We start from the raw sequence: 17470 nt of genomic DNA, 5'->3' as shown, positions 1-17470 counted from the left end.
TCCGTGGTAGAAATCTTATTATAGCTTGATTTTCAACATCTTTCCACTGTATCCCTCTACTGAGATTTCCGTAGCCTTATAAGGCAGCAAACTAATACTTTCCGTCTTTCCGGTTAACAAATCTACTGCCGGATAAATATCCATCTGCGGTATTTGCAGGAAGTCAAAGGCATGAGAAGGCACATTGATAGCTACATCTACTGAAATGTGGTCAAAGTTCACGATAATGAACAACAATTCTTTTCCAGCTTTGCGCAAGAATGTGTATTGCTTATGCTCATTGAAGCGCCAGCCATTTGTGTTGGCATACATCAGATCGAAGAATTCTCCTTCAGTGATTGCTTTTTCTTTGTTGCAAAGCGTCAGGATGCGTTGGTAGATACTATAGATGTGTTTTTGGTCTTCCGTCAGCATCTTGCCATCGAACTTCCCACCATTCCGCCAGCGACGAATGGTATCCACGCTCCAATAATCAAAAATAGTGGTACGCCCGTCTCTGCCACTGAAACCTTCACTATCCATGCCCAGTTCACCGAATTCTTGCCCGAAATAAATCATCATCGGATTGGTATTCATACAAGCTGAAACAATCAATCCCGGAATGGCTTTACGCGGATTTCCGGCGAAGAAATCAGAAGCAATGCGCTGTTCGTCATGGTTCTCCAGGAAATTCATCATCCGTTTCTCGATGCCACCCAGACTTTGCCAGGAACGGGTAATGGCCATAGCCGAATCATAGCCGCAAATCACATTGCGAAGCGTATCATAAAGCCCTACCTTATCATATAGATAATCAAATTTTCCGCGGAATAAGTAATTCTGATATTCTGCCGGATTATAAACCTCTGCAATGAATAACAAATCAGGATGCTTCTCTTTCACTTGTGGAATCACCCATTCCCAGAACTCAACCGGAACCATTTCCGCCATATCACAACGAAAACCGTCAATATTCTTGTCTGCCCAGAAAAGAAGGATATCCAGCATCTTTGTCCAGGTGTCCGGAGTGGGATTGAAGTGACAGGTTCCACCATTCTGATAGTCCACTCCATAATTCAGTTTCACGGTTTCGTACCAGTCGGTGATATTGGGATAAGCATCGAAACGATTGTTCCCCGTAGCCTTGGCAGGACATTCTTTATAAGGTTCCGCAGCCGATCCTTTCATATCAAACTGACCGTGCAATTCGGATTGAGGGATATAGTAAAAATTATTATATGGGCTGAAAGCGTAATTAGGATCATCATTTGCACCCAACTGTGAAGTTCCGTCAGGTTGTGCATCCGAATGATATTGGCGGGCAACATGATTCGGAACAAAATCAATAATGACTTTCAGACCGCTACGATGAGTACGTTGTACCAGATTTTCAAATTCCTTCATACGTTCCTGTACATCGTTTGCCAAGTCCGGATCCACGTCATAATAATCCTTGATGGCATAAGGAGAGCCTGCTTTTCCCTTAACAATAGCCGGATGATCGGGACGTATGTTGTAACGGCGATAATCCGTTTGCGTGGCATGTTCTATGATACCGGTATACCAAATATGGGTGGCTCCCAACTTCTTTATTTCATTGAGTGCCTTGGCTGTAAAGTCCGCCATTTTACCGCATCCGTTTTCCGTTATGTTCCCGTTATTGATGCAGTGATTATGATTGTTACCAAACAAGCGCGTAAACACTTGATAGATAATCATTTTTTCATCTTTCCCCATTCTATTTTTATTTTATGATTTGATAATTATTTTCATCTTTCCAGATGGTTCCCTGATCCGCTTTCAACTGATCCAGAAGAGTGTTAGCGGCATTGTATCCCTGCATAAAGATCTCTTCTGCTTTTTCCAGTTCAGTATTGCTGTATCCCTCCAGGTTATACGGTTCTATTAATAAGTCCGCTTTTTCCCGTTCAGGGAATGTATTGGCACGGAACATGAAGTGGTAGGAACGCATGGCAATACTTACAATATTCATCTTATATTTGTGCGCCAGTAGCGGACTAACATTTACTGCCACCACTTTGCTGCAAACACGCCGGATGGTAGATACAGGTAAGTTCATAAATACCCCACCATCTACATAATGTGTTCCTTCTATTTTTACAGGAGAGAAGAGGACAGGCATACAGCAGGAAGCTGCCACACGTTCGGCAATATTCCCTTTGTGGAAATGCACCACACGTCCGTGATCAAGGTCGGTTGCAGTGATGATGAGAGGTATTTGCAATTCTTCCATCGTCTTTGCTTTCAAATTGGTTTTCAGGAAATCAATAAATTCGCCTAACTCAAACAATCCCACTTTCGGTATGACTAATTTGGTCAGGTCCTGGAATTTATGCCCGGAGAAATAATCCAGCACTTTATGCGGTTCGTTACCGTCTGCATAAAACACACCTGCCAAAGCCCCTGCGCTTACTCCCGAAAGGATATTAGGTTTGATGTCATGTTCCAACAATGACTGCATCACGCCCAGATGCGCGAAACCCTTGATAAAACCACCGCTCAAAGCATATCCTATAGGATATTTGTTCGTAAACCAATTATTTGATGTTGCCTCCATGTAAAAAATCTACCATATATTTGTTCGCCACGAAATTAGTGATTTTATTGTAGGTTGAAAGTAAAAAGGGAGAAAAATGTGCTAAGTATAGAGAAAAAGCAACGCCTGCCCCCAATTTATACAATCGAAGACAGGCGTCAGTGGGAATCGGGAAAATATTCAATCAAAAGCCGAAATCATCTACCTGAATTTCTTCCTGATGATTATCGGTGAAGGGTTTAGCATCTTGCTGTACGACATTTCCTTCGATGTATACGGCGCGGAAAGGGCGGGCAGGGCAGACGTATTCACAACCGCCACAACCTACACAAATTTCCGTATCAATATGAGGAATTGTCAACCCGTCCTTGAAAGGAATCATAGACAGAGCTTGCGTAGGGCAATGCTCCGAACAAGCCCCGCAACTGGTACCGTCCCGATAGACGATGCAATTCTCTTTGATGAAAACAACTTTGCCCATCTGTGTTAGGTGTTTTTGCGCTTTCGTCAGTGGCAGGATAGCTCCATTGGGACAGACATCCCCGCATACAGTACAATCAAAATTGCAGAAACCTTTTTCAAAGAAGACGGTCGGCTGCATCATTCCTCCTAAACCATACTCCATAAAAGCAGGTTTCAATACATGAGAGGGACATTTACTGACACACAGGTGGCACGAAGTGCAATGTGCCTGAAAATGTTCCTGACTGACAGATCCCGGCGGCGTTATAGGTGTCTGGCGTTTATCACTTTTCATTCCGGCTGCAGCCGCAGCTACATTCTGAGCTTGCGCCATTACTTTGGGAGTTGCGGCGGCAGTTGTCAGCCCGGCAAGCAAAAAGCGGCGTTTGGAAGCGTCAGTCACCTGTTTCTTGGTTTTAAAGGAAATGGTATAGCTAAGTGCATTCTGGCGACACTCACCCAAACAATCAAAGCAATCTATGCAACGGCTGTAGTCAATGGTTTGTTCCGGGCTATTGATACATGAGGCTTTGCATTTAGTGGCACACAATCCGCAATGATTGCATTTTTCTGCATCGATACGTACTTTAAACAGTGAGTAGCGGCTCAGAAAGCCGAGTAACGTGCCTACCGGGCATATTGTGTTGCACCAGGTACGCCCGTATTTCCATGCCAGAAAACCAATTACCAAAAACGTCAACAGTCCGATAATAAAGGACGAGATACTCAGGAGAGAAGCATCCACCTGATAGAAGGTATAGTTATTGAAACTTGAAAATATACTTTCCAGCAAATTGTTTCCTAACATATACACGGGTTTAAACACATTGACCGTCATACGTCCGAAAGCGCTGTAAGGATCGAGCAGACCTAAAATGACCGTAAATCCAAAAAGAAAAGCTATTGCTGTTACACCCAATACTCCCCAACGCAGCATATTCTTGGCAGGCGAATAGCGGAAACGTTTCTTTTTCTTTGCCGTTTTTTTAGAAATCCAGGTCACTATGTCCTGAAAGATACCCATTGGGCAAATTGTAGAGCAATAGATACGTCCCAATAACAAGGTAATCAGTACCAGTACTACCAGGATGATAAAACTGAGTGACATCAATGCCGGTACAAACTGTATATGCGCCAGTCTGTGGAAACTATTTGGCAATATTTCCGCAAAATCCAGAAAATAAAAAGTTATCAGCCCGAAGATGACAACGGACAGTATAATACGTGCTTTTCTCAACATAAGTGTGTATACTTTATATAGCCTGAATTAAAGCCTGATACGCTTCACATTCAACTTATCCAAATCCATCGTTCCAATTTTCAATGCCTGCCCGTTAGCAAGGTGAGCCACGCTTTCAAGCGGCATTTCGCGAACTTGGTTAAAGAATTTGGTGGCAGCTGTATCTACAGCCACGATATCTTGTGAAATAAATAATCCTTTGGTCAATACCACATCCGAAGCAGAACGTCCGCGCGGGCCATTCGTTTTCAAAATGCGATAGGCATCCACTACATTCAGCACTGCTTTCTTATCCATTGTACAGATATCGGCAATACATTGTTGTAAGTCGTTGGAATGGAAGAAACCGCGATCCCAGACAATACCCATGTGATTCTTCATGGAAATCGTCAAATTGGCACCTCCATGGTTTTTCAGAATGGGTACATTGATCCATACATCACTATTCAGAATGGCTTCGTGTACCTTGGCACTTTTCATGCGTACACCTTTGGGCAATGAGACTGGTTTGTAGTAGCTTTCCAGATGAGCCGGCATAACCTTGGCACCCGCAGCTTTGGCAGCTTCTTCAATGCCGCTGTTTTTGTAACACTTCTGCCAGTCATCACAGGTATGATCAAATACCGTAACCTCCTTGGCGCCTGCGGCAAGACATTGCTTTACAATTTCCGCAACCAGCTTCGGATTTGTATTACCAGCCAGTTCAGGTACTTTGTCCCAACCGATATTGGGTTTAACCACTACCTTTTGTCCCGGTTTGATAAACTGCTTCATACCACCCATTTCTGTGATAGCACGCCGGAACATCGCTTCCGGTTCTCCACCCATCACAGCTACCAGATCCACCTTACCACCGCCAGCATTTGTCAACTTTTGCGCCAGTATGTCCATTGCTTCGGAACGCTGTACGGTCACCACCGCACCCGTTACCGCCAGAGTCTTTAAGAAATCCCTTCTATCCATAGGTCCTTTTCAAATTATTAATTGCTAATTATTAATTACTTATAGTATCCACGGGAACTTAAAACACGTCTCGTCAAACAAGGCATAATCTGCCGTACCATTGACTGCGAATGTTTTTATCAGACGTGCCTCCTTCAGTAATTCGCACGCCAGACGAATGGTAGATCCTGTCTTAATACGGTCATCTACCAATAAAATACTTTTATCTTTAAAATCAAAGTCAACCGGAGCGAGCAACTGGGGTACATCGTACTTCGGATGCTGGTATTCATCCCGTAAATTGATACGTAACAGATGCACTTCTTTTTGCAATCGCTGGTTGATGATACCTGCGGGAACGATACCGCCATTAGCAATAGCCACGATCATATCAAAGTCATCGTGGAATTCAATTGTGCGGAAGCGTTCCAGCACTTCTTCCATTGTTTTTGCCATATTGTTATGGGAGATAGTCTATTATTAAAGTTTGGAAATAGCTTTCAGCAGAGCGTAACCACCGAACCACTGGATCAGCATACCCGGAATACCGATACGGAAATCTTGTACAGCGAGGAAAAAGTTACCACATATCGCCCATTCAAAAGCAGTGCCTATCACCTGGTAAGCAAGAATCACACTAAGCAATGCAACTAAGGATATTTTCTTTGTATATCGTGCGGCAAATGCAGCAGCTCCTGCAAGCAAACCGGATTTTATAAGCAACACAGGCAATGCGGCAGCAGCGGGCATGCCAAACAGTAAATGATTAATCACCGGAGAAAGTAAAGCCGTAAGCAGTCCTACACGAAAACCGAATTTATAGGCGGCAATCAGTGTAAAGAAATAGATAGGCAGCAAAGTCGGTCCACCCGCGGGAACCAGATGACAAAGCTGCGGCAATGCTATATTTCCTGCAATAAATAAGAATGCAAACAAATAGGTCTTCACGTTACTGAACGACAAAGAGTAGAGTTTAGCAGATGTTTCCATTATTCAATGATTAGATTTTAATTTGTTATTATTATGTTTCTTCAAGATACAAAAGTAGGAGATGAACGCTCATTTTGTTTGAAGATTTGTCCCAATCCTTACAAGTTTTGTATCGGTATGTTTGTATTAAGACTCTTTTGGACGGAAAAGGTTTAAATCTTCACCAATTCATATTGCATATTGCCCAATCCGATCTTTTCCGCATGGCGCAATCCAGCCAGCCAGTCCGTATCCGGGTGCATCATGTGGAACTTGTCATGACCGCACAAATCATCGTGCTCATGTCCGGCAGAAAGGCGGTTACCCGTGTGCAATATGGGAGCTTGGATGACCATATCCGCGCATGCTTTATCCAGAGCCACCGGGTCTGTAGAAGCCAGAATACCAAGGTCAGGGACAATGGCGGCGTCATTATGATTCCAACAGTCACATTCCGGAGATACATTCATTATAAAACTGATGTGGAAATTGGGCTTATCTTTCACTACGGCCAGTGAATATTCGGCGATTTTGTAGTTTAAGCGTTCGGACGTATCTTCGTCGCCCATGATGGCGCCATCATACTGGCACAAAGCGACACACTGTCCGCAACCTACGCATTTCGCATAATCTATTTCCGCTTTGCGTCCTGCATTCAGATGTACGGCGTCGTGTGCACAGTGCTTCACGCAGATATTGCAGCCGATGCAATTTTCTGTATCTATTTTGGGTTGAGAGGCCGAATGCAGTTCCAGTTTTCCGGCTACGCTGGCACAACCCATGCCCAGATTCTTTAAAGCTCCGCCAAAGCCGGCTTGTTCGTGTCCCTTAAAGTGGTTCATGCTGATGATGATATCCGCATCGGCTATGGCAGTGCCAATCTTAGGGGCGGCACAATATTCACCGTTTAAGGGAATTTCCCGGCAATCCGTACCTTTCAAACCATCTCCGATGATGACCTGACATTGGGCGGATATAGGATTATAACCATTTTCCATTGCACTTTGCAGATGATCGACGGCATTGGCACGACGGCCTGAATATAGTGTGTTACAGTCCGTCAAGAAAGGTTTCGCACCATTGTTCCGCAATAGATTTGCCATGCGAGCCGCATAGTTCGGGCGAAGATAAGCAAGGTTTCCCGGTTCACCGAAGTGAATCTTGATAGCGACAAAACTGTCTTTTAAGGGTAGTTGTTCAATACCTGCCCGCTTTACCAGGCGCTCCATCTTATCCAGAAGATTGGAAGTAGGAGAGGTACGCAGGTCTGTGTAGTAGACTTTTGATGTTTCCATATTACCTATTTATAGTTATAATATGTGCAAAAATAAGAGATATTATCCATATAAATAGGTATAGAAACAAAAAAGTAAATGTGTCAAAACTCTGGCACAACCTTTTTTATGCACAAAGCCCAGACTTTCGCAAGCCCGGGCTTTGCTATTCCCCAAAGTTTTTGTATCTTTAGGCATAAAGTATTTCGTTATGGCAAAGTTACATTTTCGTCCTTACATTCCCAACCAAACCGTTCTTTTTCCTCAAAGAATTGATGAAAACATTGCGTCGAACGACCCGGTTCGCATAGTTAACACAGTTGTTGATACTCTCCATCTTGAAGGTTTCAATAAACTTTATAAAGAAACCGGCCGCTGTCCTTATCATCCTAAAATGATGCTTAAGGTAATTATCTACGCCTACATGAATAATATCTATTCGTGCCGTAAAATAGAGAAGCTTCTCTTGCGTGACATTCATTATATCTGGCTTGCCGGTAATGAGCATCCGGATTTTATCACCATCAATCGTTTTCGTAACCGTGTAAAGGAGGAGATAAATAATGTATTCACCCAGTTAGTTCTTGTCCTTGCCGACAAAGGTTTCATCAGTCTTGAGGTGGAGTATATCGACGGCACTAAGATTGAATCCAAAGCCAACAAATATACTTTTGTCTGGCGCAAGAGTGTTGAAAAGCACCGCACGAAGTTGCTGGACAAGATTCGTATCCTTCTGGAACAGGTGGACGAAGCCATTGCACAAGAGAACTCCGTAAAAGACACACCCGCCCAATTCACTCCCGCCATGCTCTCTGACATAGTGGATGAACTTAAAGAAGTCCTAGAACACCAGCCTGCGACAAAGGATAAGGAACAAAAGAAAGCCCTGCGCGAAAAGAAGAAACAGCTCAAGGAACTTGAAGGGTATCGTGACAAGCTGATGGAATACGACAATCATCTTGACACTCTTGGAGAACGTAATTCCTATTCCAAGACTGATCCTGATGCCACATTCATGCGTATGAAAGAGACGCCATGAGACGGGCAGACCAGCCCGGATATAATTTGCAAATAGGTACTGAAAAACAATTTCTCATAGACTTCCGACTGTTTCCCAACCCTACCGATACACTGACGCTCATTCCTTTCTTCCACTCCTTCCAACATCGCTATAACCGCTTACCCGCTGTCGGGGTGGCAGACTCCGGTTACGGCTCAGAAGAAAATTACCGGTTCATGCAGGAGAACGGGATAGAAGCCTTTGTCAAGTATAACTTCTTCCATAAAGAACAGCGTCCCCGTTATACTCCCAATCCGTTCCATGCGGAAAGTCTCCATTACAATACAGAAGAGGATTATTACGTTTGCCCTATGGGGCAGCGCATGAACCGTATAGGGACCAGACGTGACAAAACTGCAAGCGGATACATCACCGAAAGTGCACGTTATAAAGCACAAAATTGCGAGGGTTGTCCTTTGCGTGGCAGTTGCTTTAAAGCCCAGGGAAATCGTATTATAGAAGTCAATCACCGGTTAAACCAATACAAACGGCAGGCACGGGAAAAATTGCTCTCAGAGGAAGGTATCAAGCATAGAGGCAGGAGGTGTATAGAACCGGAAGCTGTGTTTGGACAAATGAAATACAACATGGCATACCGCCGGTTCAGACATAAAGGAGAAGACAAGGTTACGATGGACTTTGCTTTCTTTGCTATAGCTTTTAATATCAAAAAAATGTGTGCTAAACTACTAAAAGCAGGAAAGGGAGGGACTGCACGCATTATATGTATTCTTATCAGAACAATTATGACGCAATATACGAGGAATATAGCCGCGTATTACCAAATTAGTGAAAAAAGAGTCGCATAGAGAAAAAAAACATTTAAATATAAAAAAAGGAGATGTGCCTTAGTTTTGACACATCTCCTTAATTTGGCATTATCCTAACGGATCATCCTCTATACCACCGTCACCTCCTTGGCTACCGCCGCTACCGTTACCACCGGAACTGCTTCCATCCGTATAATCTGTATCGATGGGAATGGCGCGGGTTACGCTCATTTCTCCCAAAGTACGTTGGAAAATCTTTCCCGGAGTAAAAACAATACGCTTACGTACTATATTGCTTGCCGTAACACCTTCTGCGGTATCCGCACTTTTGGCCTTAATGGTGGGGCGAAAGATGCCGAACTCTCCCAATTGAACGCTCTTTCCGTCATCAATATCCTCCGCCATCATATCAACCAGACCGCTGACTACCAAGTCTACCACTTTTCGATGGACTCCGCAAAGTCGACTGACCTTTGCACACGTTTTACTAAAACTCATCTGTCCCGAACGTACAGATTTTGCTACATACTTCTCAGTCTTTGTGTCGTCAAAGCCAAACACTCTCTTGGTCACTACATACTCTAAAGCCATAATAATTAAAGTTTAATAGGTTGAAAAAATAAGGTTTACTGTTGTCATTTGTTTCAGATGACTTTGCAAAGGTACTATACGGCACAAGGGAGATTGTCCCCTTTCGGTACCTTTAAACAAATAATTCGGAGGAAAATATTAATATACATTTCTATCTAAATAAGAACCAATACTTTACCCCAAATACCGTGCGATTCTTTTTTTATCTTTTTATCGTAAAACCTATATATTCACCTTTTAGATTTATAAACTTTATAATAATTCATTATGCAAATAGATGCAAGCATAATCACTATTCCAACAATTTGCAGGGAACCTATTTGCTCTTTCAACACTATTCTTGCACAAATAATGGCAACGGGAAGCTCTACAGTCATTAGTATAGAACTGATACCGACACCAATCTTTGAAATGCCGGAGGCAAACAAGGCTGTCGGAACAGTCGTACCCACAACGGCAAGAAATATAGCCCAACAGAAGAATTTGTCATTTAGATAATCACTTGACAGAATTATTTCACTGTTTATTGAAAATAGACACAATGAAGATCCCATCATTATAACCATGCTTTTAGTTTGCCAACGAACACTCTTGCTAACCCGACTGTTGGCTATGATATACACGGTATAAGTGAGTGAAGAGCTTAATGCAAACAGGACGCCTTTCATCGAAAACTCCCATGCTTTTGCCCCAAGGATATTTCCAGCCATTATCGTTCCGACCAAGATAAATGAAACAGTAATCAATTCAGGTTTGGACGGTTTGCTTTTAAATATAAGCCATTCCAACAACAGGCTGAACCATGTGAACTGCATAAGGATGACGATAGCCAATGATGCCGAGATGTAACTTACGGATTCATAATAAAAGAAATTTGTTAGTCCGATAGCACTGCCTGTAAAAAGTAAGAATATAAAATTGCCGAAGGTCAACTTACCCTTGATATTCTTTCTTGTGAAAAAAGCATATATTGCAAGTAATAAGGCGGCGATAAAAGCCTGCCAAAAAGATATTTCAGCGGCATTGAAGCCTTTTGTGTACGATAGTTTCACAAAGGAAGACATCGTACCATACATGGTTCCACCGAGCAGAACCATGAAAATATATTTCAGATTTTTCATTTCAAAGTTGTTTTTATATTAATAAAACCAAAAGATTTGGCTGAACAACCTTGAATAAGGAATAGGTATAATCCTTCTATTCCAATACCCTTGAAAGGTAGGAAAATGATATAAATGGAATCCGGTTGCTCAGCTTTTAGACTGCTACCGGGGGATTGTTTGTAGTAAACAGGTTATTGTAATACATCTGTAGTTCTCTTAAGAATATCTGCAAAGATAGGAAAAAACACGATAAATAGTACTACCTTTGTATGTTTAACAGTAAATACTAGTACTCACCAGATATTGAAGAATCAGATGAATAGCAATTATAAAGTTGGGGATTTAATTTATGATGCGAATATTTATGATGGAATGAATACCCATATAGATGATTTGCTATTTTACAAGCGATGGCTGCCTAAAAACAAGTCTGCCTGTATACTTGAACTTTGTTGCGGTACAGGCAGACTTACTATTCCGATAGCACAGGAAGGATATGATATCAGCGGGGTAGACTACACTGCTTCTATGCTTGAACAAGCGAAAGTAAAAGCTGCCGGAGCAGGATTAGAAATAGAATTTATTGAGGCTGACATCAGAATTCTCGATTTAAAGAAGAAATATGACCTTGTCTTTATTCCTTTCAATTCGATCCATCATTTATATCAAAATGAAGATTTGTTTAAAGCATTACGTGTGGTTAAAAATCATCTCAAAGCAGGAGGCATATTTTTGTTAGATTGTTTTAATCCCAATATCCAATACATTGTAGAACATGAAAAAGAGCCAATAGAAATTGCTGAATATACCACCAAAGATGGGAGAGAAGTATTGATAAAGCAGATGATGCGATACGAGAGCAAAACTCAGATAAATCGCATAGAATGGCACTATTTCATTAATGGTGAGTTTGATTCTGTTCAAAATTTGGATATGAGGCTATTCTTTCCTCAAGAGTTAGATTCATACCTGGAATGGAACGGTTTTGAAATTCTTCATAAGTTTGGCAGTTTTGAAGAAGAAGCATTTTGTGATTATTCGGAAAAACAGATTTTTGTTTGCCAATGAGCTATTAATGAATAATATGAAAGAACTATCTACAAGAAAGCATGAGAATCATAGATCATAAACCTGTTTTATTTGAAAAGTCCGCTCATAACATTTGGACCGACCCGTATATTCAGCAGCAGATATTAAAAGATCACCTTGATCCGCAATCTGATGGTGCCAGCCGAAAGCGGGAATCAGTTCTGAAGATAGTGGATTTCATACTCCAGCACACAAAGCCCCAAAGTCATTTGCTTGATTTAGGTTGCGGTCCGGGACTGTACACATCGCTTTTAGCAGATAAGGATTATATGGTGACGGGCATTGATTTTAATAAAGCTTCTATAGAATATGCCATTGGAAAACGGGAGGAAATCAACTATATTTTGGGTGACTACATCAATAATTATCCTATGGGTAAGTACGATGCAATCACCATGATCTATTGTGATATGGGAACCCATCCGGATAGTGATCGCGACCAATTGCTGGACAATATATATCTTTCGCTGACTGATGGAGGTATTCTCATTTTTGATGTTTTCTCGGAAGGGATTATTGATGACAGACAGGAAAGCCGGGATTGGAAATATGCCCCTTGCGGTGGGTTCTGGAATGAAAGTGAATATTTACTTCTAAGCCAAACATTCCATTATCCGGAGAACAAAGTTTTTGCATATCAATATAACCTGATACTTGAAGACACAGCCAAACATTTCATCATTTGGGAAAGGTATTATTCGGAGGAAGAAATAACAAGTATATTGAGAAAGGTAGGATTCCGCAAAATTACACTTTCAATATATAATGGTTTATTCTCCCAAGCGGAAATCGCTAACATTATCGTGAGACAAAGAAATTTCTTCAAAACGACTTGTGCAGCTGCCTTTTTGAGGACACTGGCTACTGATGCCCAAATAGATGTTCTTTGGATAACAATTCTTGTATAGACGAACCATGTTCCATCTTTTCTTGTCGATGGAATAATAGCTGGCAATGGTTTTTGTATCAGATGAAATCTTCAAGTAAACAGATGAAACATCTAATTTATCATGATTATTATCATCGGATGTTCCTTGTGTTCTTACTGTAACAATACGGTGGTTACCGTATTCATCCTGTTCAAATGCCAGTTTCTGCCAGAGTGAATCACAAGAATATACAAAAAGGTCAGCTGCATTATACAATCCCTCCGTTGTGAATTCCGGAGTAACCTTGGCTATTAACGTAAAAGGTTTCGTGTTCTCAACGGGGACAAGCAGAATAGGAAGCGTTGTATTTGACAGTTTTCCATTCGGGTCACTGAAGAAATCCAGTCCTCCGGCACAATGGAATTCCAATGCGCCATCATCAAGCAGTTTCACGCAATTTTCAGCTCCATTGATGGCATTAGTGAAAGTGATGTTTCCCGCACTGATTTTGCAATCTGTAACTTTGTTCATAACTGTTTCGTTCATTGTTTGTTGAGACTCATCTTGCTTAGCAGAATTGTTAGATTGGCAAGAAGCCAATATGATGCTTCCTGCAAGAATTACTTGACAAATAGTATTACTTTTCATTGCTTAATAGATTATGAATGATTAATTTTTTGCAAAAATAGTCTGTTTCGGCCATTCACACAATGGTGAAAAATAACCAAATTCATAACGGGACAATAAACCGGTTTTGGAAAGCATCACGAATTAGTGATATACAGCACATCGATATTCTGATTACACGAAAAGTCTGGTTAGTTGAGGAACAATTAGCTTATGGAGATGTTTTTAATCTTATACTATAGAATTAATTCTATGGGTATCCTGAAGTTTTTTAGCTCTAAGGAAAAGTATAATAGTATTATAACATTTTACAGCATTATGAATTTAGACGAAGTCCTCCATTATCGTCGCTCTGTGCGAGCGTATGACAGAACAAAACTGATAGATCCGGAACGAATAAAACATTGTCTGGAATTGGCAACATTAGCTCCCAACAGCTCGGATATGCAGTTGTGGGAGTTCTATCATATCACTCAGCCCGAATTACTGGCAAAGGTTTCAAGAGCTTGTCTCGATCAGAAAGCCACTTCTACAGCTTCACAAATAGTCGTTTTCGTGGTGCGGCGTGATTGGTACAGGAAACATGCGCGGTTTGTACTTGACTTCGAGCGGGAGAATATCCGGCGTTACAGTCCGAAAGAACGTCAGGCCAAACGCATCAAAGACCGGGAATTATACTATGGCAAATTGATGCCGTTTGTTTATGCCCGTTTCTTTGGAATTTTGGGATTATTCAGAAAACTACTGGTTAATATCATCAGCATTTTCCGCCCGATGATGCTCGAAGTCTCCGAAAATGATATGCGCGTGACTGCCCATAAATCTTGTGCACTCGCTGCCCAAACGTTTATGATTGCTATGGCAAACGAAGGGTATGACACTTGTCCTCTGGAAGGTTTAGATAGCCGTCGGCTAAAAAGGATACTGAAATTGCCTCATGGTGCTGAAATAAATATGGTTATCCCCTGTGAAATACGGGACGGAAATAAAGGAATCTGGGGAGAACGGTGCAGAGTACCATTTGATGAAGTTTATCGTAGAATTTAAAGTCGTTTTTTGATTATCAGTTCATGCTATATGTCAGGTATTGTAAAAATGTAAAGTTCGTTTATGCTAAGTAAAATAGAATATATCATAGTCTCAAATATAGACAAATTATAGGCGTTTTTCTGCCTTGTTCAGCTTCCTGTTATTCGTTTTTTAAGAATAACGGGAACGTTTTTAAAGAATGTGCTCAACGTTTATTAAAAACGTAAAAAGCCTCTTTTAGGCCTAAACTTGATAAATATCAACAAAAAAGGCGGTGATTCTTATGAAGAACAACCGCCTTTCCTATTTATTGTCTATTATTATTCCGGGAATGGATCACCCAGATTCTCTATTATCAGCCCGTATTGCTTGGGAGAGAGCCAACGATGATTATAAGGCTGATAGCCCGTTTCAACTAAAGCAGTCGCCAGATTTGTACACCTTTTAATGCTTCGTTGTAAAGATCTTACTGCATTTTTCGGAGTGGAACAACCGGGGAAATACATACCGGCCAATTCGGAGAAAGAAAGAATCAGTTTTGCCATTTGCTAAGGTTTTAGGTTTAATATTAAAATTCAGTTTTTTAAAGCTCTACAAAGATACTACATCAGAAAGGCGAAGTCAAGTATTTGGGTTGGTTTTTCCGACTTTTATTTTTTCTTTTTTTATTCTTCTCATTTTTCTGAGATAACATCTTGTATATTCGTTTTTTTTTTATAAATTTGCCCAACTTACAACATAACAAAAAACAATATGCGACACTCTTGTATTTCCTTTCTCAGCATCTCTCTTTTTCTTCTCACGGCTTGTTCCGGAGAAAAAGGTTCACATGATCAGGTTTCTACAGTCAGTATTGATAAAGGCGTCGAACACTTTGATGCGGACTACACTTCGGCACAATATCAATCTCTTTTCAAAAATCCGAAAACGATCCGGTTGGAAACGAATGATAAATGCCTGTTGAGTGCTAATGCGTACCTGCTTAATGTGACTCCAAAGTACATAGTTATCGGAGATAAGACGAGTTTTTATTTCTTTAATGCCGAAAACGGTTCTTTTCTTTCTGTGATGGACAGGAAAGGAAATGGACCTGAAGAATATGCCGACATCTTTTCCCGCTTTTTTGATGAAGAAAAAGAGTTGATTTATGTTGCTACTCCTAATAAGACTAAATTATATAAGCCGGACGGGACTTTCGTCAGCGAATACCCCAAAGATAGTATATCCAACTTTATTGGTGTATCCAACGGATATTGGGGAACCTACAAAAGAGAATATCAGAAATCGCACTTAGTAGCCTTCTTTGATAAGGACTGGAACATGAAACAATCTTTCTTTCCTTTCGATGTTGAATCGGTGACGGGCTTTTCGGGTGGCTACATCGTGCCCAGATTCAGAGACGGAAACGACCAAGTGTGTATTGTGATTAATGATACGCTGTATGCCAGCAGAAAGGAAAAACTCATTCCCGCTGTGGCCATCAATCAGGGCAAACTAAAGATGCCGACAGATTTGAATGGCGATCTTGAACGTATGCTTACGGAAGGGAAGTATTGCATCAAAGCGGAAAATGCTTTATTGGTGAATGACCTGTTGTTTTATGATTTCTTCTGGAATGAGAGCAGGCATTATACACTATGGGATACAAATAGCGGGGAATTGTTGACTCATTCGGAAAAAGGATATGTCATGCCTTATAATGAGAAAGCAATTGTAAATACTCCCGTTTCCCTTATCCGGAACAACAAGGCATATACATTGCTTTCTATTGATAAATTGGCTCAATATGGTTTAGCTAATGAGGAGGATGACTCAAATCCTACATTGCTCTGTGTGGATTTAGGAAACTGAAATATAGTGTCCAGCAAGTCCAACCAATGTTCCCAATATTACAGCATTGAATGCTATTATTGGCAAAGATTTCTTATCCGAATGTCCTACTTGAATAAGCATCGGGATAGTTAGTGCCAAGCCTACAACACCTCCTTCCAGCCACCAGGGAATATGAGGTATGTCTACATTGAGAATAATGATTGAAACAAAGAAGTAATGGAAAAACGCCAAAACGGTGGAGTAGCGGGGAAGTTTCTGCATAATCATAGGAATGATGTCTATGACTCCGGCAATCAATCCGATAATTGCCGAGAAAAATAATTTGTCCATGTCAGATATTATTTAGTTAGTGATGAAAAATCATCTGTTTTAAGCAGATTGAAAAGATATTCTTTGGCTTGCTGTTTAGAAGAGTGTCTGAGTAAGTTTGAATACAGAGCTGTCGCGGCATCAATGTTTTCCATGGCAGACTTCGATGTGGAGATTCTCTCCGGTACCAATGATGATGAGTAAGGCAGGGCAGGATCGATACGATGTTGGCTGAGGGCATAATTTACCCGGTTCATACAGTTACATTTCTTGCCTCCTGCGTGCTCGCAATATTCTGACAGGAAAGAACTCATTACTTTTCTGGAGCGTGACAGCCGTTGCCTGAAGTTGTCAGCCGACAATCCTGTAATCTCACTTCCCAGCCGGCTGTCTACATCAAACATGGTTCCCAGAATGAAGATTAACCTGTCAAATGGATTTAAGCATTGAAGCAAAACGTTGGTGCATGACAGTTTCAGCTCTTCCGAGAAAATCTTTTTCTCAGCCAGATTCGTTTGGTCAACTGAAGAGGCGACATATCTGTCTATATCACTCCCGAAGATTTCAAAAGACAAAGGATGATTTGCGAAGTCTTTATTCTTCTCATTGATTAAATGGTTTACGGCTATTTTATACACCCATGTCGAAAATAAACTTTTTCCTTTATAAGAAGAAAGGCTTGTGATGACCTTTATCAGAATGTCTTGCTTTGCGTCTTCGGCATCTTCAATCCGCCCGAGCATGCGCAATGACAAATATAGTGATTA

Annotated in this window: 16 protein-coding genes and 2 pseudogenes; 5 read left to right on the top strand and 13 right to left on the bottom strand. The window is 41.1% G+C overall.

Annotated elements, in window-relative coordinates; translation table 11 throughout:
* Positions 1-18 precede the first annotated feature (18 nt).
* The 7 genes from BACINT_RS10270 to BACINT_RS10240 all read right to left on the bottom strand — a co-directional run bounded on the left by BACINT_RS10270 (position 19) and on the right by BACINT_RS10240 (position 7444).
* Positions 19-1716 carry an alpha-amylase family protein gene (locus BACINT_RS10270; RefSeq protein ID WP_007662785.1) on the bottom strand — a complete coding sequence of 566 codons (1698 nt, stop codon included), beginning with the start codon at positions 1714-1716 and terminating at the stop codon, positions 19-21.
* Between the two features lie 7 nt (positions 1717-1723).
* Entirely contained in the window at positions 1724-2557 is an 834-nt protein-coding gene (locus BACINT_RS10265) for a patatin-like phospholipase family protein (protein WP_007662783.1), read from the bottom strand.
* A 163-nt stretch (positions 2558-2720) separates the two neighbouring features.
* On the bottom strand, positions 2721-4238 hold the full coding sequence (locus BACINT_RS10260) for a 4Fe-4S dicluster domain-containing protein (RefSeq protein ID WP_007662781.1): 1518 nt from the start codon (positions 4236-4238) through the stop codon (positions 2721-2723).
* Between the two features lie 27 nt (positions 4239-4265).
* Positions 4266-5201, bottom strand: coding sequence for a DUF362 domain-containing protein (locus tag BACINT_RS10255; protein ID WP_007662779.1), 936 nt, complete (start codon positions 5199-5201; stop codon positions 4266-4268).
* A 39-nt stretch (positions 5202-5240) separates the two neighbouring features.
* On the bottom strand, positions 5241-5636 hold the full coding sequence (locus tag BACINT_RS10250; protein WP_007662777.1) for a phosphoribosyltransferase: 396 nt from the start codon (positions 5634-5636) through the stop codon (positions 5241-5243).
* A gap of 24 nt (positions 5637-5660) precedes the next feature.
* Positions 5661-6170, bottom strand: a complete 510-nt coding sequence (locus BACINT_RS10245; protein ID WP_007662775.1) for a hypothetical protein — start codon at positions 6168-6170, stop codon at positions 5661-5663.
* A gap of 152 nt (positions 6171-6322) precedes the next feature.
* A complete protein-coding gene (locus BACINT_RS10240; protein ID WP_007662772.1) occupies positions 6323-7444 on the bottom strand; it encodes a DUF362 domain-containing protein in 1122 nt (373 codons plus the stop codon).
* Positions 7445-7634: 190 nt separating this feature from the next.
* On the opposite strand from BACINT_RS10240, the pseudogene BACINT_RS10235 reads away from it, so the two are divergent.
* Positions 7635-9292: pseudogene (locus BACINT_RS10235) on the top strand (IS1182 family transposase).
* A 69-nt stretch (positions 9293-9361) separates the two neighbouring features.
* On the opposite strand, the gene BACINT_RS10230 reads toward BACINT_RS10235, so the two are convergent.
* Both BACINT_RS10230 and BACINT_RS10225 read right to left on the bottom strand, forming a co-directional pair.
* Entirely contained in the window at positions 9362-9844 is a 483-nt protein-coding gene (locus tag BACINT_RS10230; RefSeq protein WP_007662768.1) for an HU family DNA-binding protein, read from the bottom strand.
* Between the two features lie 230 nt (positions 9845-10074).
* Positions 10075-10965, bottom strand: a complete 891-nt coding sequence (locus BACINT_RS10225) for an EamA family transporter (protein WP_007662767.1) — start codon at positions 10963-10965, stop codon at positions 10075-10077.
* Between the two features lie 297 nt (positions 10966-11262).
* On the opposite strand from BACINT_RS10225, the gene BACINT_RS10220 reads away from it, so the two are divergent.
* On the top strand, positions 11263-12015 hold the full coding sequence (locus tag BACINT_RS10220; protein ID WP_007662766.1) for a class I SAM-dependent methyltransferase: 753 nt from the start codon (positions 11263-11265) through the stop codon (positions 12013-12015).
* 41 nt (positions 12016-12056) lie between these two features.
* Positions 12057-12776 (top strand): annotated as a pseudogene (locus BACINT_RS10215) (class I SAM-dependent methyltransferase); the annotation flags it as partial.
* A 30-nt stretch (positions 12777-12806) separates the two neighbouring features.
* Here the strand turns inward: BACINT_RS10215 and BACINT_RS10210 are convergent.
* The gene (locus BACINT_RS10210; protein WP_044154990.1) at positions 12807-13553 is read right to left on the bottom strand and encodes a DUF1349 domain-containing protein; all 747 of its coding nucleotides are present in this window, start codon (positions 13551-13553) and stop codon (positions 12807-12809) included.
* Positions 13554-13850: 297 nt separating this feature from the next.
* On the opposite strand from BACINT_RS10210, the gene BACINT_RS10205 reads away from it, so the two are divergent.
* Positions 13851-14579: a nitroreductase family protein gene (locus tag BACINT_RS10205; protein WP_044155192.1), complete on the top strand. Its 729-nt coding sequence runs from the start codon at positions 13851-13853 to the stop codon at positions 14577-14579.
* A gap of 302 nt (positions 14580-14881) precedes the next feature.
* On the opposite strand, the gene BACINT_RS10200 is transcribed toward BACINT_RS10205, so the two are convergent.
* Positions 14882-15106: a DUF4248 domain-containing protein gene (locus BACINT_RS10200; RefSeq protein WP_007214061.1), complete on the bottom strand. Its 225-nt coding sequence runs from the start codon at positions 15104-15106 to the stop codon at positions 14882-14884.
* 208 nt (positions 15107-15314) lie between these two features.
* Between BACINT_RS10200 and BACINT_RS10195 the strand changes: the two genes are divergently transcribed.
* The gene (locus BACINT_RS10195; RefSeq protein WP_007662761.1) at positions 15315-16412 is read left to right on the top strand and encodes a 6-bladed beta-propeller; all 1098 of its coding nucleotides are present in this window, start codon (positions 15315-15317) and stop codon (positions 16410-16412) included.
* Here the strand turns inward: BACINT_RS10195 and BACINT_RS10190 are convergent.
* A complete protein-coding gene (locus BACINT_RS10190; protein ID WP_007662760.1) occupies positions 16401-16724 on the bottom strand; it encodes a hypothetical protein in 324 nt (107 codons plus the stop codon). The genes BACINT_RS10195 and BACINT_RS10190 overlap by 12 nt on opposite strands.
* 8 nt (positions 16725-16732) lie before the next feature.
* Entirely contained in the window at positions 16733-17446 is a 714-nt protein-coding gene (locus tag BACINT_RS10185; RefSeq protein ID WP_007662759.1) for an RNA polymerase sigma factor, read from the bottom strand.
* Positions 17447-17470: the final 24 nt, after the last annotated feature.

Origin of the sequence: Bacteroides intestinalis DSM 17393 (assembly GCF_000172175.1) — a bacterium.
GTDB lineage: Bacteria > Bacteroidota > Bacteroidia > Bacteroidales > Bacteroidaceae > Bacteroides > Bacteroides intestinalis.
The sequence above is the reverse complement of the archived record's forward strand: the minus strand, read 5'-3'. Positions and strand labels throughout refer to the sequence as shown.